The 22099-nt window shown below is 58.2% G+C and carries 21 protein-coding genes; 13 read left to right on the top strand and 8 right to left on the bottom strand.

What is annotated here, in order from left to right; all coding sequences use genetic code 11:
* Position 1: 1 nt before the first annotated feature.
* Entirely contained in the window at positions 2–928 is a 927-nt protein-coding gene (locus ACR0C3_RS18785) for a sterol desaturase family protein (RefSeq protein WP_480759912.1), read from the bottom strand.
* A 406-nt stretch (positions 929–1334) separates the two neighbouring features.
* On the opposite strand from ACR0C3_RS18785, the gene ACR0C3_RS18790 reads away from it, so the two are divergent.
* From ACR0C3_RS18790 to ACR0C3_RS18840, 11 genes are all read left to right on the top strand, one after another.
* The gene (locus tag ACR0C3_RS18790; RefSeq protein WP_480760009.1) at positions 1335–3278 is read left to right on the top strand and encodes an AMP-binding protein; all 1944 of its coding nucleotides are present in this window, start codon (positions 1335–1337) and stop codon (positions 3276–3278) included.
* The gene (locus ACR0C3_RS18795; protein ID WP_480759914.1) at positions 3275–3664 is read left to right on the top strand and encodes a hypothetical protein; all 390 of its coding nucleotides are present in this window, start codon (positions 3275–3277) and stop codon (positions 3662–3664) included. The genes ACR0C3_RS18790 and ACR0C3_RS18795 overlap by 4 nt, the downstream gene beginning before the upstream one ends.
* Positions 3654–4472 (top strand): ABC transporter ATP-binding protein, encoded by an 819-nt coding sequence (locus ACR0C3_RS18800; RefSeq protein WP_170380262.1) that lies wholly within the window; start codon positions 3654–3656, stop codon positions 4470–4472. The genes ACR0C3_RS18795 and ACR0C3_RS18800 overlap by 11 nt, the downstream gene beginning before the upstream one ends.
* A gap of 29 nt (positions 4473–4501) precedes the next feature.
* A complete protein-coding gene (locus tag ACR0C3_RS18805; RefSeq protein WP_170462900.1) occupies positions 4502–5488 on the top strand; it encodes a branched-chain amino acid ABC transporter permease in 987 nt (328 codons plus the stop codon).
* A 2-nt stretch (positions 5489–5490) separates the two neighbouring features.
* Entirely contained in the window at positions 5491–5748 is a 258-nt protein-coding gene (locus tag ACR0C3_RS18810) for a hypothetical protein (protein WP_480759916.1), read from the top strand.
* A 3-nt stretch (positions 5749–5751) separates the two neighbouring features.
* Positions 5752–6828, top strand: coding sequence for a branched-chain amino acid ABC transporter permease (locus ACR0C3_RS18815; RefSeq protein WP_170380265.1), 1077 nt, complete (start codon positions 5752–5754; stop codon positions 6826–6828).
* A 75-nt stretch (positions 6829–6903) separates the two neighbouring features.
* Entirely contained in the window at positions 6904–8187 is a 1284-nt protein-coding gene (locus ACR0C3_RS18820) for an ABC transporter substrate-binding protein (protein WP_170380266.1), read from the top strand.
* 72 nt (positions 8188–8259) lie between these two features.
* Entirely contained in the window at positions 8260–9093 is an 834-nt protein-coding gene (locus tag ACR0C3_RS18825) for an ABC transporter ATP-binding protein (protein ID WP_170380267.1), read from the top strand.
* Between the two features lie 19 nt (positions 9094–9112).
* Positions 9113–10330: a phenylacetate--CoA ligase family protein gene (locus tag ACR0C3_RS18830; protein WP_480760011.1), complete on the top strand. Its 1218-nt coding sequence runs from the start codon at positions 9113–9115 to the stop codon at positions 10328–10330.
* 115 nt (positions 10331–10445) lie between these two features.
* Positions 10446–12110: an ABC transporter permease gene (locus tag ACR0C3_RS18835; RefSeq protein WP_480759917.1), complete on the top strand. Its 1665-nt coding sequence runs from the start codon at positions 10446–10448 to the stop codon at positions 12108–12110.
* A 73-nt stretch (positions 12111–12183) separates the two neighbouring features.
* Positions 12184–12534: a DUF2794 domain-containing protein gene (locus ACR0C3_RS18840; protein ID WP_480760012.1), complete on the top strand. Its 351-nt coding sequence runs from the start codon at positions 12184–12186 to the stop codon at positions 12532–12534.
* A gap of 3 nt (positions 12535–12537) precedes the next feature.
* Here the strand turns inward: ACR0C3_RS18840 and ACR0C3_RS18845 are convergent, their stop codons facing one another.
* The 3 genes from ACR0C3_RS18845 to ACR0C3_RS18855 all read right to left on the bottom strand — a co-directional run bounded on the left by ACR0C3_RS18845 (position 12538) and on the right by ACR0C3_RS18855 (position 15252).
* Entirely contained in the window at positions 12538–13419 is an 882-nt protein-coding gene (locus ACR0C3_RS18845) for a C40 family peptidase (protein ID WP_480759919.1), read from the bottom strand.
* Positions 13416–14798 carry a leucyl aminopeptidase family protein gene (locus ACR0C3_RS18850; protein ID WP_480759920.1) on the bottom strand — a complete coding sequence of 461 codons (1383 nt, stop codon included), beginning with the start codon at positions 14796–14798 and terminating at the stop codon, positions 13416–13418. Before ACR0C3_RS18850 ends, ACR0C3_RS18845 begins: the two co-directional genes overlap by 4 nt.
* A 64-nt stretch (positions 14799–14862) precedes the next feature.
* Complete coding sequence (locus ACR0C3_RS18855) at positions 14863–15252, bottom strand: hypothetical protein (protein WP_170661074.1); 390 nt, start codon at positions 15250–15252, stop codon at positions 14863–14865.
* Between the two features lie 144 nt (positions 15253–15396).
* On the opposite strand from ACR0C3_RS18855, the gene ACR0C3_RS18860 reads away from it, so the two are divergent.
* Positions 15397–16047 carry a carbonic anhydrase gene (locus ACR0C3_RS18860; RefSeq protein WP_170380271.1) on the top strand — a complete coding sequence of 217 codons (651 nt, stop codon included), beginning with the start codon at positions 15397–15399 and terminating at the stop codon, positions 16045–16047.
* 84 nt (positions 16048–16131) lie between these two features.
* Entirely contained in the window at positions 16132–16539 is a 408-nt protein-coding gene (locus ACR0C3_RS18865) for an SRPBCC family protein (protein WP_480759922.1), read from the top strand.
* Positions 16540–16689: 150 nt separating this feature from the next.
* On the opposite strand, the gene ACR0C3_RS18870 is transcribed toward ACR0C3_RS18865, so the two are convergent.
* The 4 genes from ACR0C3_RS18870 to ACR0C3_RS18885 all read right to left on the bottom strand — a co-directional run bounded on the left by ACR0C3_RS18870 (position 16690) and on the right by ACR0C3_RS18885 (position 22034).
* Entirely contained in the window at positions 16690–18522 is a 1833-nt protein-coding gene (locus tag ACR0C3_RS18870) for an amidohydrolase (protein ID WP_480759923.1), read from the bottom strand.
* A gap of 160 nt (positions 18523–18682) precedes the next feature.
* Positions 18683–19705 carry an aspartate-semialdehyde dehydrogenase gene (locus tag ACR0C3_RS18875; protein WP_170380274.1) on the bottom strand — a complete coding sequence of 341 codons (1023 nt, stop codon included), beginning with the start codon at positions 19703–19705 and terminating at the stop codon, positions 18683–18685.
* 103 nt (positions 19706–19808) lie between these two features.
* A complete protein-coding gene (locus ACR0C3_RS18880) occupies positions 19809–20840 on the bottom strand; it encodes a glycosyltransferase family 4 protein (RefSeq protein WP_480524153.1) in 1032 nt (343 codons plus the stop codon).
* Positions 20841–20861: 21 nt separating this feature from the next.
* Positions 20862–22034: an MFS transporter gene (locus ACR0C3_RS18885; RefSeq protein ID WP_480524318.1), complete on the bottom strand. Its 1173-nt coding sequence runs from the start codon at positions 22032–22034 to the stop codon at positions 20862–20864.
* Between the last annotated feature and the right edge of the window lie 65 nt (positions 22035–22099).

Below are 22099 nucleotides of genomic sequence, written 5' to 3' on the forward strand. Positions count from 1 at the left end.
TTCAACTGCGTTGAAAGATGCGGGTCGCTTTGATCAATGGCTCAATGAAAACGCCGTAAAGCGTCCGATAGTCTTCCGTCTCAGGGCCGATGCCAAACTGAAGCTCTTCTCGGCCCTGAGGAACGTAGAGCGTACCACCCATCCGATCCCAGATTGCTAGTCCGCCACCCATGTTTTTGTCCCAGTGTTTAGGGTCGCTCGAATGGTGGATCTGATGCATAGCCGGTGAAATCAACCATTTCTCGACTTTAGGTCCATAGCTAACCCAGATCGGGCTATGACGTAGAACCCCTCCGATAAGGTTCGATCCAAAGAAAATGATGTTGGCGCCACCGATTTGGTAGGCTGTCAGATGACTTCCGAACAAGCCCAAAAAAACACCATTTACGATTGCTGCCGAGCCTATGACCCCGACTGCAAAGAATAGCCCATCAATCGGGTGATGCCGTTCAGCTGTCGCAAAATTCAAGTGCTCTGCCGAGTGGTGAATCTTGTGGAACTCCCATAGCACTGGAATTTTGTGCTGAAGGTAATGCAGCCACCAACGCATGAAGTCGTTGACCAGATACAGCGTTACGGTCAGCGCGACAGCAACCCAAATGGAGCCACCCGCATCCTGCAGATCCGCACCCAAACCTCTGATCCAATCGGTAGTCATAGGAGTCAGCTGCCAAAGAGCTTTAGAAATCCAATCGAGGCTGAGCGCAAAGATGACGGGATTGGCCACGAGAAGAACGTAGTCAATAAGCGCTGATCGGGACCCCCAAACCTCTTTCTTAAAGAAGACGGAAACGAACCTTCTGTCATCTCCACTAACGCGATGTGCAATGATCGCGATGCTCATTCCGCACAGGACATAAACCCAAAAAAAACGCAGATTTGCATTGCCAGTAATACCAGAGATTTTGGAGACGGCTATCTGCGCCAACTCTGATAGATCCATCATGTCGTGCCTAAACGAGGTTTCCTGTATCAGTCTTAAGTCTCATGCAAAATCGGCGGAAATATGACGCGATTCTTGGTTCCGTTACAAATGAGACACGTGTCAGTTTTGAAAACCATGCACCGGGTGATGTTCAATCGAGACTTGATTGTCGGGACCAAAAATAGCTTTGGCAGCATGGGTTGTACGCCTCCGACGGGCTGATCGCTTCGCTGTTACAATTCGTAAGAATTGAGAAAACATCAGGCAAAACTTGACGCTGATCCTCCGCCTGTCCCTAATCGGGGCATTGGCGTTCGGGCACCATCCCGGACCCGCCATTTCCGACCCGGGGTGGGGTCGGGTGGGGAGGAGAAAGAGATTGGCTCAGACGCAGTCGGGCGCTGAAGGGATGCAGTCCCTTCCGGCGCTGCTACATCGCAATGCGACAGAGTTCGGGGATACCCCGGCTTATCGAGAAAAGGAATTCGGGATCTGGCAATGCTGGACCTGGGCGGAGGCCGCCAAGGAAATCCGCGCCATCGCGCTTGGATTCCTGGAGTTGGGCGTTGAGAAAGGCGACCACATCGCTGTCATCGGTCGCAACCGTCCGGCGCATTACTGGTCGATGGTGGCTGCTCAGATGGTGGGCGCGGTTCCGGTGCCTCTGTATCAGGACTCGGTCGCCGAAGAGATGGCCTATGTGCTGGAACATTGCGGCGCGAAATTTGTCGTCTGCGGCGATCAGGAGCAAGTCGATAAGGTCATCGAGATTCAAGAAAACCTGCATCAGGTCAAACACATCCTCTATACCGACAAGCGCGGGATGCGGAAGTATGACCACTCTCAGATGAACGCGCTTGAGGACATCATGGCCGAAGGCAGCGCTGGGCACGCGCGGTTCGATACCGAGCTGGACAAGCGTATCGCGGCGATCACCTATGACGATACCTGCGTGATGCTTTATACCTCGGGGACAACGGGCAAGCCCAAGGGCGTGGTGCTGTCGAATCGGAATGTCATTGAAAGCGCCAAGAACTCGGCCGAGTTCGATCATCTGACCCGGAACGAAGACATTCTCTCCTACCTGCCGATGGCCTGGGTGGGCGATTTCATCTTCTCGATCGGTCAAGCTTATTGGTGCGGCTTCTGCGTGAACTGCCCAGAAAGCGCCGACACAATGATGACGGACCTGCGCGAGATCGGGCCGACCTATTTCTTTGCCCCGCCGCGCGTTTTTGAAACGCAGCTGACCAATGTGATGATCCGGATGGAGGATGCGGGCAAGCTGAAGCGCAATATGTTCCATCATTTCATGGCACATGCCAAGAAGGTCGGTGGTCTGTTGCTGGACGGCAAGCCGGTGGGCTTTGGCGACAAGCTGAAATACGCGCTGGGCAATATGCTGGTTTACGGCCCGTTGAAGGATACGCTCGGCTATGGCCGGTTCCGCGTTGGCTATACGGCGGGTGAGGCCATCGGGCCGGAAATCTTTGATTTCTATCGCTCTTTGGGCATCAACCTCAAACAGCTCTATGGTCAGACAGAAGCAACCGTCTTTATCACCCAGCAGCCGGATGGCGAGGTGCGCGCAGATACGGTCGGCGTTCCAGCCCCTGCGGTCGAATTGAAAATCGACGAGAGTGGCGAGATCCACTACCGCTCGCCCGGTGTGTTTGTTGAATATTACAACAACCCGGACTCGACGGCCTCTACCAAGGATGCTGAAGGTTGGGTTGCGACAGGGGACGCCGGGTTCATCGAGGAAAGCTCGGGCCATTTGCGTATCATCGATCGCGCCAAGGATGTGGGCAAAATGGCTGACGGGTCGATGTTCGCGCCGAAATATGTCGAGAACAAGCTGAAATTCTATCCTGACATTCTTGAGGTCGTGCTGTTCGGCAACGGCAAGGATCGCTGTGTGGCCTTCATCAATATCGACCTGACGGCGGTCGGAAACTGGGCCGAGCGCAACAACGTGGCTTACGCGTCCTACCAGGAACTGGCGGGTCATCCGCGTGTGTTAGAGACGATTAAGGCCCACGTGGAAGAGGTTAACAAATCGGTCGCTGCGGATGAGATGCTGTCGGGCTGTCAGGTGCATCGCTTTGTGGTTCTGCATAAGGAACTGGATGCCGATGATGGCGAGATGACCCGGACCCGCAAAGTGCGTCGCGGCTTTGTCGAGGATAAATTCCACGACATTATCGCCGCGCTTTATGACGGATCTTCGAGTGTTTCGACGACAACCGAAGTGACCTATGAGGACGGCCGCAAGGGGTCGATCTCGGCGACGCTGGAGATTGTGGATGCGCCGGTTGTACCGGTGGCGCAACACAAGGTGGCTGCGGAATGAGCAAGCGCATTGATCACGAAAAAAGCAACAGGGAAAGCCTAGCGAATGCGCGCGGACGAGAACGATCGGAATCTGAGACCCCGTTGACCCCAAAACAAAAGCTTCGGCTACAAGAAGGTGTCGAAAAGCGGAATGCTCGAGCTAAACGGTTGGTAATTGAATTGAAGGAGAGTGTTTCCAAGATGGGATCTCTCCCAGTGACGGGGCACGTTGATCGGCAGATTGTGCATTTGCAGTGGCTGTATTCTCAATTGTCAGCGGAAGACAAACGCCGTCGAGCTGTGGGAGGTTTTCTGAAGAGTTGCGTCAAAGAACTAAAGAACGGCTCGGTTGTTTCGCCCGGGAAACTCAAGAGTAGCAATAGCGGGGGACTTGATGCTGGATAATTCCGAAGGATATGTCACCGAAGACGGCCGCAAGATCGGCGGTGTGGTGATGGAGATGAAGAACATCACCCTGCGTTTTGGCGGCGTGGTGGCGATCAAGGATATCTCGTTCGATATTCGAGAGGGTGAAATCCGCGCCATTATCGGGCCGAACGGTGCGGGTAAGTCCTCGATGTTGAATGTGATCTCGGGGTTTTATGTCCCGCAGGAGGGTGAGGTTTGGTTCCACGGCTCCAAGCGCCCTCCGATGCGTCCGTTTGAGGTAGCGCAGCAGGGGATTGCGCGGACTTTCCAGAACATCGCCTTGTTCGAAGGCATGAGCGTTCTGGACAACGTCATGACCGGACGCCTGAGCTTTATGAAGACCAATATCCTTCAACAGGCTTGGTGGAAGGGGAAGGCCGAAGCGGAAGAGACCGAGAATCGTGAGGCGGTTGAGAGGATCATCGACTTCCTCGAGATCCAGCACATCCGCAAGACGCCTGTGTCACGCCTGCCGTACGGGTTGAAGAAGCGAGTGGAGCTTGCGCGTGCTCTGGCGGCGGAGCCGAAGCTGCTGCTGCTGGATGAACCCATGGCGGGCATGAACGTCGAAGAGAAGGAGGACATGAGCCGCTTCATCCTCGACGTAAATGACGAGTTTGGCACCACCATTGCTCTGATCGAACACGACATGGGCGTGGTGATGGACCTGAGCGATCGGGTCGTCGTGATGGATTACGGCAAGAAAATTGGCGACGGCACGCCCGACGAGGTGCGCAACAACCAAGAGGTCATCGACGCCTATCTGGGGGTCAGCCATGACTGACATCGGGGTAGTAAATTGGGGAGGCACCTATGCCTGAACAACTCGTATTTGCGATGGAGGTCATCCTCAACGGTCTGATGGCCGGGGTGCTTTATGCGCTGGTCGCGCTGGGCTTTGTGCTGATCTACAAGGCCTCGGGGATTTTCAATTATGCCCAAGGGGTTATGGCGCTTTTTGCGGCGATGACGCTGGTGGGGATCATGAAGGGGCAAGTGCCGTTTGCCCATCTGATCAATGCGATTTTTGGGACGCATATCCACTACTTTGGCTGGAACGTGCCTGCGCTTTTGGCGATCCTTTTGACCATGGCGGTGATGGTGTTGCTGGCCTGGGCGGTGCAGCGCTTCGTCATGCGCCATCTGGTCGGGCAGGAGCCGATCATTCTTTTCATGGCCACCATTGGTCTGGCTTACTTCCTTGAAGGCGTTGCCGACCTGATGTGGGGGTCTGAGATCAAGACGCTTGACGTGGGTCTGCCCCAGGGCATCAACCTTTGGATTGATGAGACGACCTATAACATCTTCGACTACGGCTTCTTCATCGATAATCTGGACATCGTGGCTACGATCATTGCGGCGCTTCTGGTGGCAGCTCTGGTCGCATTCAGCCAGTACACCAAACAGGGCAGGGCAATGCGCGCTGTTGCAGATGACCATCAGGCGGCACTGTCGGTTGGGATTTCGCTGAACTTCATCTGGGTCATGGTCTGGTCGGTCGCCGGGTTCGTCGCTCTGGTCGCAGGGATCATGTGGGGCACCAAATCGGGCGTTCAGTTCTCGCTTTCGCTGATCGCGCTCAAGGCTTTGCCGGTATTGATGCTGGGCGGCTTCACCTCGATCCCCGGAGCCATCGTTGGCGGGCTGATCATCGGCGTGGGCGAGAAGCTGTTCGAATTCGCCTTGGGACCTGCGCTGGGCGGCGCGACTGAGAACTGGTTTGCCTACGTGCTGGCGCTGATCTTCCTCGTGTTCCGACCTCAGGGCCTGTTCGGCGAGAAGATCATCGAGAGGGTTTAGCGATGACCAAGCTGATCGCCATCATCAACGTGATCGCATGGGCCGGGTTCTGGGCTTTTGGGTATATTGCCCTCACCTCGGACGATCTTTCCGAAGGCCAGCTCACTATCGCGGCAATCCTGGCTTTTGCGGGTCTGATCACGGGCGTTCTGGCCTATTTGAAACTGGTCCGCGCGTCTGAGGCGAGCGGATATGCCAAGGGCTCAAACCAATTGGACGCCGCGGCCCGGAACCGGGCGCAGGAAGAATGGGGAAAGTAAGACATGTTCTATCGTGAGGCCGGGGATTTCAAAACCTCGTACATTGCTGACAGCCAGACTTTCCCGATCAAGTTTGACCGGTACCGCTACTATGTCGTGCTGGCGGTGGCGTTCGGGATCATTCCTTTCATCATCAACGATTATTGGGCCAACGCGCTACTGCTGCCCTTTCTGATCTACGCCATCGCAGCGATCGGGCTGAACATCCTTGTGGGTTATTGCGGGCAGGTCTCGCTGGGCACCGGTGGGTTCATGGCTGTGGGTGCCTATGCCTGCTACAAGCTGATGACCGCTTTCCCGGATGTCAGCATGTTCATCCACGTGATCCTAGCAGGGGGCATCACGGCCTTTGTGGGCGTGTTGTTCGGCCTGCCGAGCCTTCGGATCAAGGGGTTCTATCTGGCGGTGGCGACGCTGGCGGCGCAGTTCTTTCTGGTGTGGCTGTTCAACCGAGTGCCGTGGTTCTACAACTACTCGGCCTCCGGGCAGATCAACGCGCCGGAACGGGATGTGTTTGGTATCATCATCACCGGCCCGAATGCTCCGGCATGGGCGACATATCTGTTCTGCCTGATCTTTCTGACCGTCTGCGCCATCCTCGCGCGCAACCTGACGCGGGGCACCACGGGCCGGACTTGGATGGCGATCCGCGACATGGATATCGCTGCCGAGATCATCGGCGTGAACCCCCTCAAGGCCAAATTGACCGCCTTTGCCGTCAGCTCATTCTTCGTAGGCATCGCAGGGGCGCTGTTCTTCGCGGTCTATCTGGGCGCGGTAGAAGTCGGTGAGGTCTTTGGCATCCAGAAATCATTCCTGGTGCTGTTCATGGTCATTATCGGTGGATTAGGGTCTATTTTTGGTTCCTTTGCAGGGGCGGCTTTCCTTGTGCTGTTGCCGGTCGTGCTGAAGTTGATCGGCGTAGACCTGCTGGGTTGGCCAACGGACATCGTGGCGCACCTGAACCTCGTGATCGTAGGCGGGCTGATCATCATGTTCCTGATCCTCGAACCGCACGGGCTGGCGCAGCTGTGGCGTGTCGCCAAGGAGAAACTCAGACTCTGGCCGTTCCCGCACTAGGGACAGGCCCAATCAAAAAAGACGGGTGCAAACGCCCGAAACCACCATCGGATCAATCAAGGGAGGAGACACCCGATGAACAAGAAACTGGCAACCCTGGCGCTGGGCGCCGTGATGGCCGCAGGTCCGGTCATGGCCGACCTTGTGTTCCCGTCGCTCAGCTACCGGACGGGTCCCTACGCGGCTGGCGGTATTCCGTTTGCTGACGGTTACGCCGACTATTTCACCCTGCTGAATGAACGCGATGGCGGCATCGGGGGTGTTCCAGCCAAGGTTATCGAATGCGAAACCGGCTATAACACTGAAAAAGGTGTGGAATGCTATGAATCGACCAAGGGCGAAGGTGCTCTGGTCTATCAACCGCTGTCCACCGGAATTACCTATCAGCTGATCCCGAAAGTGACGGCAGATGGCATTCCTCTGCACACGATGGGATATGGCCGGACCTCGGCTGCGAATGGCGAGGTGTTCAGCCACGTTTTCAACTATCCGGCCAACTACTGGAACGGAGCTTCGGGCGCGATCAACTATCTGCTGGATGAAAACGGCGGAGACTTGAGCGGCAAGAAAATCGCGCTGGTGTACCACAACTCTGCCTACGGCAAAGAGCCGATCCGCACTCTGGAAACGCTGGCCGAAAAGCACGGCTATGAGCTGTCTCTGCTGCCCGTCGACCACCCAGGTCAGGAGCAGAAGTCGCAGTGGCTGCAAATCCGCCGCGAAAAGCCCGATTTTGTGATCATGTGGGGCTGGGGCGTCATGAACCAGGTTGCGGTTCAGGAAGCGGCCAACATTCGCTTCCCGATGGAGAACTTCATTGGCGTCTGGTGGTCAGGTGCTGAATTCGATGTCGAGCCTGCAGGTGAAAAGGCCACCGGCTACAAGGCGCTGACCTTCACGGGCCTAGGTATGGACTATCCGGTCTATGACGATCTGCAGAAATACGTTGTCGATGCCGGTAAAGCCGCAGGCGCAGGGGATCAGCTGGGCACGGTTCAGTACAACCGCGGACTCTATGCTGCGATGTTGGCGGCTGAAGCGGTAAAGACTGCGCAGGAAATGCACGGCACTGCCGAGATCGACGCGTCAATGATGCGCGATGGCATGGAAGCGTTGGAAATCACCAATGCCAAGATGGAAGGTCTGGGCATGGTCGGTTTCGGACCGGAATTCTCGGTTTCATGTGAAAACCATGGCGGCCCCGGTCTTGTGGGTGTGGTCCAGTGGGATGCAGCAGCCGGAACCTGGAACCCGGTTCAGGACTTCAAACCGACAGATGCCGAAGTCATCAATGCTCTAATCGCAGAAGACTCGGCGGCTTATGCGGCTGAAAACAATATCGAAACGCGCTGCAACTAAAGCGCTCTGAACCAAGCGGGGCGGCGGTTTACTGCCGCCCTGACCCGAACACGCGAACGAGGATAGGCGCTGATGCTGGATGCGGCCCAAACCACGGATGTGCAGGCGGAAACCCTGCTTGAGGTCAACAATATCGAGGTGATCTACAATCACGTGATCCTCGTGCTGAAGGGCGTCAGCCTGACGGTTCCCAAAGGCGGCATCACGGCGCTGCTTGGGGGGAATGGTGCGGGCAAGACCACGACGCTTAAGGCGGTGTCGAACCTGCTGCATTCCGAACGGGGTGAGGTCACCAAGGGCTCGATCAAGTATCGCGGCCAAAGCGTGCATGAAAGCGACCCGGCGGATCTGGTGGAAAAAGGCGTCATTCAGGTGATGGAGGGGCGTCACTGTTTCGAGCACCTCACGGTCGAGGAAAACCTGCTGACCGGGGCCTATACCCGCAAGGACGGTAATGCCGCGATCCAGAGCGATCTGGAGCTGGTCTACAACTACTTCCCGCGCTTGAAAGAACGCCGCAAAAGTCAGGCTGGCTATACCTCGGGCGGGGAACAGCAGATGGTCGCGATGGGCCGCGCGCTGATGTCAAGGCCGGAGACGATCCTGCTGGATGAACCCTCGATGGGGCTCGCCCCGCAGCTGGTCGAAGAGATTTTCGGCATTGTAAGAGATCTGAACGAGAAAGAGGGTGTCTCGTTCCTGTTGGCCGAGCAGAACACCAACGTGGCGCTCAGATTTGCGCACTACGGGTACATTCTGGAATCCGGTCGCGTGGTGATGGACGGCCCCGCTGCCGAGCTGCGTGAGAACCCGGATGTGAAGGAATTCTACCTCGGCATGTCGGACGAAGGCCGCAAAAGCTTTCGCGATGTGCGCTCGTACCGCCGCCGCAAGCGGTGGTTGTGATCTGATGGAGGATATGGCGATGACCTATTTCGACGCACTTGAAACGCGCTCGGCGGATCAGCGCGCCTCGGATCAGGCGGTGGCGCTGCAGGCGCAACTGGAGCGGGCGCGGTCTGCGCCGGGGTTCATGGCGCATTTCGCTGAAACAGACACTAATACGGTGAAAACGGCCGAAGACCTGCCCATGCTACCGGTGCTTCGCAAGTCGGACCTGACCCGCGCGCAAGGAGAGCGCCCGCCCTTCGGCGGCTTTACAGTCAAACCGGCGCGGCACTTTCACCATGTGTTCCAATCCCCCGGTCCGATCTATGAGCCGGGCCGCACCGACCACGATTGGTGGCGCATGGGCCGGTTCCTGAACGCTGCCGGTGTCGGTGCGGGCGACATTGTTCAGAACTGCTTCGGCTATCATCTGACGCCTGCGGGCATGATCTTTGAAAACGGCGCACGCGCGGTTGGCGCGGCTGTTCTACCCGCCGGGACCGGCCAGACCGAGCTACAGGTGACCGCCGCCCGCGACGTTGGATGCACGGCCTATGCGGGTACGCCCGACTATCTGAAGGTCATTCTGGACAAGGCCGATGCCATGGGCGTCGCGCTGAGTTTCTCAAAGGCCGCTGTGGGTGGGGGGGCGTTGTTCCCTTCGTTGCGGCAGGAATATGCGGATCGCGGCATTGCCTGTTTGCAATGCTATGCCACGGCCGATCTGGGCAATATCGCCTATGAAAGCGCCGCGATGGAGGGGATGATTCTGGACGAACATGTCATCGTCGAAATTGTCACTCCCGGCACCGGCACTCCGGTTGCGCCCGGTGAGGTTGGTGAGGTCGTGGTGACCTCTCTCAACCCAGATTACCCGCTGATCCGGTTTGCGACCGGCGACCTGTCGGCCATCATGCCGGGTCAGTCGCCTTGTGGTCGTACGAATGCTCGGATCATGGGATGGATGGGGCGTGCCGATCAGACCACCAAGATCAAGGGCATGTTCGTCCGGCCCGAGCAGGTGGCAGCGCTGGTCGACAAACATGCCGAAATTGTAAAGGCCCGTGTGATCGCGGCCCGTCAGGGTGAGATGGACACGATGACCGTCCAGATCGAAAGCGCGGGTGGCGATGACATGGCCTATGCGAAATCCGTGGCCGAAGTGCTGAAGCTGAAAGGCGCAATCGAGGTTGTGGCCCCCGGGTCCTTGCCCAAGGATGGCCTGGTGATCGAGGATCAGCGCGTCTATGACTGATATCTGCGGCGTTTGATGCCGCAGATTTGTTGCTAGATTTATTGCTCTGGGCACTGGCGTTTCCTAGTGTTTTAGTCGAGAAAGAGGACGCCCTCGCCACTTACAAGCCCGGACAATGGCCCAGATCGAATATTCTGAAAATGGATCACGAAACCGCGGCGTGCGTGGCACGCGGCTGTTGGCGGGTATTGCCTATATCGTAGCGGCGGCCTGTTTGTTGCCGATGGTCGCGGTGGTTCTGGCGGCGCTGACCGGTGGAACGGAAACCATCTCGCACCTCGCTGAAACCGTGCTGCCCCGCTACACGATGACCACCGCCATATTGGTGGTTCTGGTGGCCGTGGGCACGTTCAGCATCGGGACCGGAGCCGCGTGGCTGGTGACGATGACGCGGTTCCCCGGCGTGCGCCTTTTGGAAATCGCTCTGGTCCTGCCATTGGCCTTCCCGGCCTACGTTCTGGCTTATGCCTACACGTTCATTCTGGATCATCCCGGTATCGTGCAGGCCACACTGCGCGATGTGACGGGTTGGGGGCCGCGCGACTACTGGTTCCCCGAAATCCGCTCGACCGAAGGGGCAGCGTTGATGCTGACGCTGGTGCTTTACCCCTATGTCTACCTGTTGGCGCGGGCAGCGTTCCTGCAGCAAAGCGCTACCGCGTTTCTGGCGGCGCGGGCGTTGGGAAACAGCCCCTGGCTGGCCTTTCGGCGGGTCTCGCTGCCGATGGCGCGTCCTGCCATTGCCGGAGGCGTTCTTCTGGCGATCATGGAGACTATCGCCGATTTCGGAACCGTCTCGTATTTTGGCGTCCAGACCTTCGCCACGGGCATTTATACCAGTTGGTTTTCGCTGGGTGATCGCGCCGGGGCTGCGCAACTGGCCTTGTGCTTGTTGACCTTCGCGCTTGTATTGGCTGTGGCTGAACGCACGCGGCGCGGCAAGGCCAGGTATTATCAGGCGGGCAAGCAACATGCGGCTCTGCCCGCGGCGCAACTGACTGGATGGCGCGCGATCGGGGCCTTTGCCCTCTGCGCCATTCCGGTGTTTTTCGGGTTCCTTTTGCCGGTGGTTGTTCTGTTTGAGATGGGGTTGAAGTCCGAGCAGAGCCTACTGTCGCCCCGCTACCTTGGCTTCATTCAGAATTCGCTGATCCTCGCCGGGACGGCTGCTGTCATCACCGTTATTGCGGCCGTCAGCGTTGGGTTCTTTCAGCGCTTGAGACCGGGGCGGCCCTCGACCATCGCGGGCTATATCGCGAGGCTGGGCTATGCGGTGCCGGGCGGGGTGATCGCGGTTGGTCTGCTGGTGCCTTTTGCCAGCTTTGACAATGCGTTGGACGCGTGGATGCGCGCGACATTTGATGTATCGACGGGATTGCTGGTGACCGGGTCCATCTGGCTGTTGGTGGCCGCCTATATGGTGCGGTTCCTTGCGGCGGCCCTAAGTGCTTATGAAGGCGGGCAGAGTACGGTTCATGCCAATATGGACGCTGCGGCCAGGTCCTTGGGGCAAACGCCTCTGGGCACGCTCAGGCGGGTGCATCTGCCGATCCTGACGCCCTCGTTGCTCACGGCCTTATTGATCGTCTTTGTCGACGTGATGAAGGAACTGCCCGCAACGCTGATCATGCGCCCCTTCAACTTTGACACGCTGGCAGTACAGGCCTACAGGCTGGCCTCGGACGAGCGGCTCGAGGGGGCGGCGGTGCCATCATTGGTCATTCTGACCGTTGGATTGCTGCCTGTGATCCTGATCTGCCGACAGGTCGGGCGGCGGTAACACAGGTTGACGAATTATGGCCCGCTTGCGCATCGGGCTTGATTCAGCCGCGTTTTCCGGCAAGGCTTGGGATATGAACATGCAGCCTCCCAGCCGGTTCCCTACAAACTCGGCCCAGATGCCCGTCGCGTTCGACCGGCGCGAGATGTCCCATATCCTGTCCGTCTATGGTAAGATGGTCGCCGCCGGAGAATGGCGCGACTACGGAATTTCCAACCTGGGCGACATGGCGATTTTTTCGATCTTCCGGCGCACCGCCGAGCATCCCATCTACAGGATCGAGAAGCACCCCCGTCTGCGCCAAAAGCAGGGGATGTATTCCGTTGTGGGGATGGACGGACGGATCCTGAAACGCGGCCATGACCTGCGCACGGTCTTGCGGGTATTGGAGCGCAAGCTGATCCGCTCAGTTTCACCGGATTAGAGCCTAAAGCTCCGGATGCCGCCCGTAGCCAGTTACGGCGCCGAATTCCTTTTGACCGATACGCGCGATGGCCTCCTCCAGAGGCTCTTTCGCGACGGCCATGTGATATGCGTTTGAATGCAAAAGCGTATCTTGATCCAGCATCATGCCCACATGACCTTTCCAAAACACCAGATCGCCTCGACGCAGGTCAGGTTTTAAGATCGGCTTGAAAAACCTGGATTGCATGTCACTATCGCGCGGGCAGGCCATTCCGCAGGACTGATACGCAATCTGAACCAGGCCAGAACAATCAATCCCAAGCCCCGTGTCACCGCCATAAAGGTACGGGGTCGTAAGAAACTGTTCTGCGACGGTCACAGGATCTGACGCCATCCAGTCCAATTCGGCCAGCTGCGTTTCGCGAATATACCGAGCCGTCGGGACGTAACCCTCCTCCTTCACGCAAACCCAGCCGGTTGATCGAATGGTGTTTTCTCGGTCCGGGTCACGGCGCGGCCAGTATTCAACGAGTGTTCCGAAAGGTAGAATCCTCTCATTCGCGTTTTTGGTCACATCAGGGTGTTCCAACGAGACCGCTCTGGGTACGCGAATCCGATGGGTCGGCTCAATCGGGCGCTTTTGAATTCCGGGCCTGATCCATCCGACATAGCCGTCTTTCTCGCGGTATCCGAACAGAGAATCGTCCGTCTTGTCGAGAATGACGAAGACCTCTCCGGACACCATTTGGCACTGACGAGTGCCATTGGGTTCGTCCAGAATGTCCTGCACAAACCTTTGAATTCGAAAGGGTTCGCCGTCTGTAAAAACCTCGGCCTCGACCTGACCTTTCAGCGAAGAATGCGCGACCCGACCGTTGAAGGGTAGAAGCCTGTGATCGGTCATAGGCCCAAAATCTCGGGCAGTGCGGTCAGTAGGGCGCGTGGGCCTTGCCCCAGCCCTCCCTTACTGCGACCCGGTTGTTTGCTGGGCTGCCAGGAATAGATGTCGAAATGCATGTAGCTGCTGTCCTCGACAAAACGGCGCAGGAACAGGGCTGCGGTGATGGAGCCTGCGAAACCGCCCGAGGGCGCGTTGTCCAGATCGGCGATACCGGGTTCAATCATCGTCTCATAGGGTGTGTGAAACGGCATGCGCCAGACCGGATCGGCGGCTTGGTCGGCAGCTTTGCTCAGCGCCTCGGCGGCGCGGTCGTCATCTGTATAGAACGGCGCCAGATCAGGCCCCACGGCCACGCGCGCAGCGCCTGTCAGAGTTGCCATCGAGATCACAAGGTCCGGTTTCCCCTCGTCCGCCAGCGCCAGCGCGTCGGCCAAAACCAGCCGTCCCTCGGCATCAGTGTTGTTGATCTCGACGGTCAGGCCCTTGCGAGAGGTCAGGATATCCCCTGGCCGGAAGGCGTTGCCTGCGACCGCATTCTCGACCGCCGGAATCAGCACTCGCAGTTGCAGCGGCAGGTTCAGCGCCATGATCATCCGGGCAAGGCCCAGAACACTGGCGGCACCCCCCATGTCCTTTTTCATCAGACCCATCGACGCGCCCGGTTTCAGGTTCAGCCCGCCGGTATCGAAACACACACCCTTGCCGACAAGCGTCAGCGTCGGTCCGGCCGCGCCCCAATTCATCTCGATCAGTCGCGGGGCCTGATCTGCGGCGCGCCCAACCGTATGGATCAACGGGAAATTCTGTTCCAGCAGCGCGTCGCCGGTTATCGTTTTGCACGTGGCTCCGAATTCGTCCGCCAGCGCCTCGACTGCGGCTTGAAGTTGATCAGGTCCCATATCAGAGGCTGGCGTGTTGACCAGATCGCGGGTCAGTGCTTCGGCATATGCCAGTACCTCCAACCGCGCGGCATCAACGCCTTCGGGAGCTACCAGACGCGCCGTGGCGGCGGATTGAGGCGCATAACGATCAAAGGCGTAGCCGGTCAGCAACCAGCCCAGACACTCCATCTCCAGATGCTCCGTCGGGACGCCGGTCGCGATGTGATAGCTGCCTTCGGGCAGTGCATCCGCTGCAGCGGCCAGAGGGAACCGCTTGCGGGCGCGCTTGCCCTCGGTCCCGTATCCGGCCAGCGCAAACCCCGCACCGCCGTCCGTGCTTGGCACCGTCAAGACTTGACCTAGCGCGCCCTTGAACCCGTTCGCTGCAACCCAATTTCGGATGTTATCGGACTGACCGGCCAGCCAATCGTCCAGATCAGGTTGCGCCACCACATGCAGGGGCACAGAGGTGTCAGAGGGTTGAGCAAAGCTGAGGGTCATAGGTGTCTCGGGCTGAGTGAATTTGCGACCAGACTATCCGCCTGCGGTCTGCCCGCAACCCCCGTCACACCGAAAGGTCCTGCTGATCCCAGATCGCGGTCAGAGAGCGCTCTCCAACCCGGATTAACCGCCCTAGCGTTGCACCTGCTGCAACGGCATCGCCCGCATCCACGGTGTCGGTGACATCGTTCGCAACCCGCGCCAGCGCCGTCATTCCGATCTGATCGGCGATTGCCACCAGCGATTTGGCGCATTTGCGCAAGGCCTCCCAATCGCGCTGCCGCCAGTGCCGTTCGCAGTTTGACAGGCGCACGGCCAGTTCTTCGACCGTGCGGCACAGCACGTCCAACGCGTTCTTGTCGCCCAATTGCCGGTACAGCCCGCTGAGGCGATCCGGATCCAGTCGCACGGTTTCCTTGTGTTCAAGCCTGAGTATGTTTTCCACCACATTCACCCTAGTTTCGTCGCCCCCACGGCGTGGCATTGATCCTTGCTGTCAATTCCTTTGCAAAACCTTGCGATGAATTTGGATAATGGCTCGAATTTTTCTTGAATTCGGTTTACAGCAGCCTACGCAACGAAAGACGGGAATGCCGAAATGGATTTAGCCAAACCTTTGCCGACCTATCTGGTGAAACGGTATCACGGCTGGAAAGCGACGACCTATTCCGAAAATCAGGTCTGGTATCGACGTTTGGCAGATGAGGGGCAGCGCCCCCGCGCGATGGTGATTTGCTGTTGCGACAGCCGGGTTCATGTAACCGCGATCTTCGGTGCCGATCAGGGTGAGTTCTTCATTCACCGCAACATTGCCAACCTCGTGCCCCCTTACGCCCCGGATGGGGATCACCACGGGACCAGCGCAGCCATCGAATATGCTGTGACCGCGTTGAAAGTGGCGCATCTGATCGTGCTTGGTCATTCGCAATGCGGTGGGGTGCAGGGCTGTATCGACATGTGCAAGGGTGAAGCCCCGCAGCTAGAAGCAAAAGAAAGCTTTGTTGGCCGTTGGATGGATATCCTCAAGCCCAAGTATGAACAGGTTGCGGATATCGAAGATGGTGTCGAGCAGGCCCGCCAGTTTGAACGTCAGGCCGTCGTTGCGTCGCTGGAAAACCTGATGACCTTCCCGTTTGTGTCAGACGCTGTCAAGAACGACACGCTCAGCCTGCACGGGCTTTGGACAGATATCGGCGCGGGCGGGTTGGAGTGTTTCGATCCCTATCAGAAAAAGTTCGTTCCGGTCTAACGCCCTAGCATCGCGGTAAGCGGCGGTTCCGTCCAGTTTTCTATGATATGCTCCGGACAAAGGAATTACCCTTTGGAGCATATTATGAAATTGAATAAGCGCGTTTTTCTTGGCCTGATCGTTGTTGTACTGGCACTGGTCGGCATTGCGTACCTGCTGCCCTCAAAAGCTGATGTATCCCGCAGTATCACCATCAACGCCGCGCCTGAGGTGATTTTTCCCTATGTGAACTCGATGCAGCAAACCGAGCATTGGTCACCCTGGTTGCACCGGGACCCCGAGGCCAAGCTGATCTATTCCGGGCCAGAGTCGGGGGTTGGGAATATTTTGAACTGGAGCTCTGACGACCCACAGGTCGGCACCGGATCGCCAGAGATTGTGGCGAGCGTCGAAAACCAAAGCGTCCAGACCGCGCTTGATTTCGGCCCGATGGGGACCGCCACAGCCGCATTCCTGCTGCAGCCCGATGAAGATCAGACGCGGGTGACATGAGGCTTCGAGTCTGAGTTGGGCATGAACCCGATGTCTCGTTGGATGGGGGTAATGATGGACCGCTGGCTTGGCCCGGAATATGAGCGCGGTCTGATGAACCTCAAGGTTTTGGTGGAAGGGCAGGGATAGCCCTGCCCTCGGAAACGCCCTTTAATTGCGTATTGGTTCCGTCGCCAGCCAAGGCTGTTCGACTTTCATCCCCTGATAAATCGCGTGCAGGAAGGTATGTGCAACAACCGGATCGTTAGAAAAGGGTGAGACGTCCAGCTTTCCTTCTCGGATGCCTTCTTTAGCTTCGTAGACAACTGTATTGTTCTTCACGGTCACCAGAACCTGTAGCTCGGCCAGGGTTTCGGGGTCCACCGCCGTCGGATCGTCCGAAAGGATTACGAAGTCAGCTACCTTCCCAACCTCGATCGAGCCCTTCTGATCCTCTTCGAAATGCTGCCATGCGGGCCAAATTGTCATGGCCTTGAGCGCGGTCATGACATCGACACGTTGATGAGGGCCCAGAATGTCGCCCGATCGGGTGCGTCGCGTCACTGTCGCGGCTAGAACACGCATGCTGTCGGGCAAGGCGACCGGCGCGTCGTGATGGGTTCCGAACATCATTTCACGCTCTCGTATCCATCCGGTCGGCGAGATATTCTCGCCGTTGATCGGGCCGACGGTATGGTCGCGATGCCAGTCTCCCCAATAGAATGTGTGCATAGGAAAGACCGACGGGAATACACCCAAGCGCTTGAAACTGACGACCTGATCCTCGCGCAGAAACTGGCCATGGATCAGAACCGGGCGATTTCCGGGGTCGCCATACTTCATTTGGGCTTCTTCCAGAGCGGCGATCAGCATATCCGATGCGCCTTCGCCATTCGAATGCACCAGGATCTGAATGCCGTTCTCATAGCACCAGTTCACCGCGCTCTGAAGCTGCTCCATCGTGATCGCAGAATAGCCCGCATAGCCTGCGGGGTAAGAGCCGACCGGGTCGAAATATGGACGGTCGCGCAGCGCCGTGAACCCCTGGGGTGAACCATCAATGGTCAGCTTGCAGCCGCCCACGCGGACCCTATTCGTGTAATCCTCTGAGACATTGCTGCCAATGTAGTCCTGCGCCTCTAGAACGTCGGGAAAGGCAACCACGTCAATGGGCAGTTCGCCATCGGCTCCAACCTTTTTCAGCACCTCGACGATCTCACCGGATGATCGGCCCTCTTGCCCGGTGGTGTATCCGAACCGCGCCCAAAGCGCGCTGCCGGCACGGGCAAATTCAGCCAGACCGTCTTCGCCCAGATCACCAAGAAGAGGCACTAACAAGGCGAAAAACGCGTATTCTTCTAGTACGCCGTTGGGTTCTCCGTTTTCATCCCGCTGGATAACGCCGCCTGGCGGCGCTTCGGATTCGGCGGTGATGCCCGCCAGTTCCAGTGCCTTTGAGTTGCCCACGCCCAAATGTCCGGATTGGTGGATGATCACGACGGGTATGGTTGTGGAAACCGCGTCCAGATCCTGGCGCGTGGGATGCCGCAATTCGGCCAGTTGCGCATTGTCATACCCAAAGCCAATGATCATGTTCGCGTTTTCCACGGCTTCGGCATTTGCCTCGGCCCATGCTGTCAGAGTGGCCTGCAGGCTGGCGATGTCTGTCACCTCTCCGTCCGGAGGTGCCAGCATGTTGGCCGACAAGGCTTGCAGCCCGCCCATCACAACGTGCCCGTGGCTGTCGACAAATCCAGGCAACATTGCGCGCCCTGCAAGATCGAACGCTACGGTCCCGTCGCCTTGATGCGCGGCCATATCCGCAAGCGATCCAACCGCCAGAATGCGGCCATCTCGGACCGCCACGGCCTCGGCCGAGGGTTGGTCATCATTGATCGTCAGAATGGGACCGCCGGAATAGATCGTATCGGCGATCTCCTGTGATTTCGCGGACAGCGGAGAAAGAGCGGCGAGTATAATGAAAGGAACAGAGAAAATGCGCATCGTGAAACCCTTTGGATGGTTTTCTTAAGGCTATGGGCGCAACTTAGCACGGATTGCTGTGTCTGTCCTTTGTCTTGAACGGGATCATGTCGGAGTGCACGCAAAGAAAAAGGGCCGCTTCTGATGAAACGGCCCCTTGCGAAGAATATCATGTCAGGGATCAGCCCTTTTTCAGAACCTCACGGCCCAGAAGCTCGGCAATCTGGACTGCGTTCAGGGCGGCACCTTTGCGCAGGTTGTCCGAGACGCACCACAGGTTGATACCGTTCTCAACGGTCGAGTCCTGACGGATACGGCTGATGAAGGTCGCGAAATCGCCAACGCATTCGGTGGGCGAGACGTAGCCGCCGGCCTCACGCTTGTCGATCACCATGATGCCCGGTGCTTCGCGCAGGATATCGCGAGCCTCATCTTCATCGAGGAATTCCTCGAACTCGATGTTCACGGCCTCAGAGTGGCCAACGAATACAGGCACGCGAACGCAGGTGGCCGTGACCTTGATCGACGGATCGACGATCTTCTTGGTCTCGACAACCATCTTCCACTCTTCCTTGGTCGAGCCGTCTTCCATGAAGACGTCGATCTGAGGGATGACGTTGAAGGCGATCTGCTTCTGGAACTTCTTTGGCTCAACCTCGTTGATCGGGTTGTAGACGGCCTTGGTCTGCTCCCACAGCTCGTCCATGCCCTCTTTGCCTGCACCGGACACCGACTGATAGGTTGACACGACAACGCGTTTGATCTTGGCGCGGTCATGCAGCGGCTTCAGCGCGACGACCATCTGCGCGGTCGAGCAGTTGGGGTTGGCGATAATGTTCTTGTTTTTGTAGTCGTGGATCGCTTGCGGGTTGCATTCCGGCACGATCAGAGGGATCTCGGGGTCGTAGCGATAGAGCGACGAGTTGTCGATCACCACGCAGCCCGCCGCAGCGGCCTTTGGCGCATAGTCCTTGGTCGCGGCAGAGCCTACAGCGAACAGGGCCATATCCCAGCCGGTGAAATCAAAGGTATCCAGGTCTTTGGTCGTGAGTGTCTTGTCGCCAAATGTCACCTCAGTACCCAGCGAACGACGGCTTGCCAGCACGGCAATTTCGTCCACGGGGAACTGGCGTTCCGCCAGGATGTTCAGCATTTCGCGGCCCACATTACCTGTGGCGCCGACGACGACGACGCGATAGCCCATTTCATGTCTCCAAAGTTAAGGACGCGCGTTCATAGCCGCGTTGCCGTCGGGACAAAAGGGCTTTTGCGCCGTATTTCGACGAATGACGCCGATTTGAGGCGCTTCACTCGCTCAGCAGGCGCTTGTAGAGGGCCACGAGGGTCTGTGCTTCACCTTGGATATCGAAATTCTGCTCAACATGGGCGCGGGCGGCCTGTCCGGCCTGGGATAGGGAATCACGGTTTTCCAGCATTTCTGCCGCCGCATTGGCCAGTGCCGGGATGTCACCCGGGTCCACCACCCGGCCCAGAGACGGGTCGGTCACGATCTCAGAAAACGCGCCGACATCGGTTGCAACAACGGGCACGCCGCAGGCCATCGCCTCAAGCGGGGTGAGGCCGAAGCCCTCCCACCGTTGGGGGGCGATGAACAGGTCCAGTACCTGATACCATTCGGCAATCTGATCGACCGTCACCTCGGGCATAAAGAGGATACGGTCCGACAGGCCCGCCTTGGCGACCTTGTCTTTCTGCTCGGCCAGAAAACCCGTGTGTTTATCCGTCGCGCGACCCATGACGATGCCCGAGACGCCCTCGGACCGGGCGCACAGATCAATCATGGCGTCGACGAAAGCGTCCGTACCTTTCTGATGGCGGATGCGTCCGTAGCAGCCTAGCAGCAGGCCGTCCGGCAGGCCCAGCCGTGCGCGAAGGGCGGCTTTGTCCTCAGGCGGGGTAAAGTCGTCCAGGTTGATGCCATGCATGATCACCTGCGCGTCCCGTTCCAGATAGCCCGCGGTCTTGCGCGAGGTCGCGACAATCGCGTCCATCTTGTCGATCAGCCATTTGGTATAGCCCGTATGCGCCCGTTGTGAGGCGCTGGTGAACAGCAGTTTCAGCTTCAACCGGAACACATTGCGCAAGATCAGGCCAAGAAGCATCTCGGTATTGCGGCGCGCGTGCCAGACCCGCAGCGTTCGACGGGACAGGAATGGTAGGCGGCCCAGTGGGATATGCGGGATGTCAGCGGGCAGCCCCGGCCCGGTAGCGGCGATGTCGATCTGTTGCGCCTGCAAGGGGACCAGCCGCGCAATCGTTGCCGTCACGCCCGAAAGCCTGCGTTTGAGATTGGGGGCAATGACGACGGGGTCTTTCACCGGGCTCTCCTGATCGTTGCGTCAGTCGACGCTATCCCGGCTGAATAGATAGATCACGCATCCAATGGCAAGGGTCACAGCGAAAAAGCCGAATATCGCCGTGTAGGGGGCCGTGGGGCTTGAGCCCGCATAGGCGGCGTGAATTTGCCCGGTGGCAAATTGCGCAAGCCCTACGCCGCCGATGCCGAAAAGGTTCAGCAAGGTCACGCCGCGCCCAGTCAGATGCGGCGGAATGAAGGCGCGACCATGGGCCATTATGACTGGAAAGCTCGCGCCCAAAAACCCGATCAGCGACAACATCACGACGGACACCCAAACAGCGTTGTCGACCCATAGGCACAAAAGCCCAAGCGCAGCCGCACAGAGGACATTGCCTCCGACAATCACCCATTTGCGGGTGCCCAGAAGACGGTCCAACGGGCCGTAGACAAAAGTTCCCGCGATCATTGCGGTTCCCATCACCAACGTGGCCGTGCCGATTTGCGTGGTGGTCAGGTTGAACACATCGTTCAGGTATGGCCCCGCCCAAAGCCCGCGCAGTGCAGCCGCCGGGGCGTAAGCGACCAGCATTAGTGGCAGGATGAGCCACAAGGCAGGCTCTTTCAGCAAGTCCAGTAGAGATCCTTTGTGGTCGGTCTCTACCTTTTTCGGATCGCGCACGCTGAACCAGATGCCCAAAGCGATTGCGGCGGACAGAACCGCCAACCCAACCATCGTGGCGCGCCAACCCATCAGCTCGACAGCTAGCGCCGTTGGGTAGGACGCAACAAGATTGCCAACCGACCCGACGCCCAACATCAGCGCCGCAAGCGTAGCAAACCGAGCCGGAGGATATTCGCGCGCAAAGATGAAGTACGAGGCCATCAGAACCGGGGAACAGCCAACACCGATCAGGGCCATCGCGATGCTGACATGCAGCGAGTTGGTGGCGGCAGCAAAAACAAGCGCCCCTCCGGCCCCGCCGATCATCAACAGAACGGATGCGCTGAGCCGTGGTCCAATGCGGTCCAGCGCCCAGCCCACCGGTAGCTGCATCGCGGCAAAGACCAGAAACCACAGGCCCGAGGCAAAGGCCAGATCCTCGGGCGAGGCTCCGATATCGCGCGCCAGATCAAGGCTGAGAACGGCAAGGAACGCGCGAAAAAACTGGCTCAGGACATAAGCCAGACATAGTACAACCAAACCAGCCTGCATGAACGGCCCTTTCCTGCGCATTTCCACCGCCCTGATTGGCACGCCGTGGCAAAACGCACAAGCAC

It is taken from the genome of Ruegeria sp. CK3, from assembly GCF_056536565.1.

Bases quoted from the DNA above. Each gene is read 5' to 3' on its own strand.
- ACR0C3_RS18835 (WP_480759917.1), top strand. From the start codon at position 10,446: ATGGCCCAGATCGAATATTCTGAAAATGGATCACGAAACCGCGGCGTG.
- ACR0C3_RS18860 (WP_170380271.1), top strand. From the start codon at position 15,397: ATGGATTTAGCCAAACCTTTGCCGACCTATCTGGTGAAACGGTATCAC.
- ACR0C3_RS18790 (WP_480760009.1), top strand. From the start codon at position 1,335: ATGCAGTCCCTTCCGGCGCTGCTACATCGCAATGCGACAGAGTTCGGG.
- ACR0C3_RS18865 (WP_480759922.1), top strand. From the start codon at position 16,132: ATGAAATTGAATAAGCGCGTTTTTCTTGGCCTGATCGTTGTTGTACTG.
- ACR0C3_RS18840 (WP_480760012.1), top strand. From the start codon at position 12,184: ATGAACATGCAGCCTCCCAGCCGGTTCCCTACAAACTCGGCCCAGATG.
- ACR0C3_RS18820 (WP_170380266.1), top strand. From the start codon at position 6,904: ATGAACAAGAAACTGGCAACCCTGGCGCTGGGCGCCGTGATGGCCGCA.
- ACR0C3_RS18830 (WP_480760011.1), top strand. From the start codon at position 9,113: ATGACCTATTTCGACGCACTTGAAACGCGCTCGGCGGATCAGCGCGCC.
- ACR0C3_RS18800 (WP_170380262.1), top strand. From the start codon at position 3,654: ATGCTGGATAATTCCGAAGGATATGTCACCGAAGACGGCCGCAAGATC.
- ACR0C3_RS18845 (WP_480759919.1), bottom strand. From the start codon at position 13,419: ATGACCGATCACAGGCTTCTACCCTTCAACGGTCGGGTCGCGCATTCT.
- ACR0C3_RS18810 (WP_480759916.1), top strand. From the start codon at position 5,491: ATGACCAAGCTGATCGCCATCATCAACGTGATCGCATGGGCCGGGTTC.
- ACR0C3_RS18850 (WP_480759920.1), bottom strand. From the start codon at position 14,798: ATGACCCTCAGCTTTGCTCAACCCTCTGACACCTCTGTGCCCCTGCAT.
- ACR0C3_RS18870 (WP_480759923.1), bottom strand. From the start codon at position 18,522: ATGCGCATTTTCTCTGTTCCTTTCATTATACTCGCCGCTCTTTCTCCG.
- ACR0C3_RS18825 (WP_170380267.1), top strand. From the start codon at position 8,260: ATGCTGGATGCGGCCCAAACCACGGATGTGCAGGCGGAAACCCTGCTT.
- ACR0C3_RS18875 (WP_170380274.1), bottom strand. From the start codon at position 19,705: ATGGGCTATCGCGTCGTCGTCGTCGGCGCCACAGGTAATGTGGGCCGC.
- ACR0C3_RS18815 (WP_170380265.1), top strand. From the start codon at position 5,752: ATGTTCTATCGTGAGGCCGGGGATTTCAAAACCTCGTACATTGCTGAC.
- ACR0C3_RS18795 (WP_480759914.1), top strand. From the start codon at position 3,275: ATGAGCAAGCGCATTGATCACGAAAAAAGCAACAGGGAAAGCCTAGCG.
- ACR0C3_RS18805 (WP_170462900.1), top strand. From the start codon at position 4,502: ATGCCTGAACAACTCGTATTTGCGATGGAGGTCATCCTCAACGGTCTG.
- ACR0C3_RS18885 (WP_480524318.1), bottom strand. From the start codon at position 22,034: ATGCAGGCTGGTTTGGTTGTACTATGTCTGGCTTATGTCCTGAGCCAG.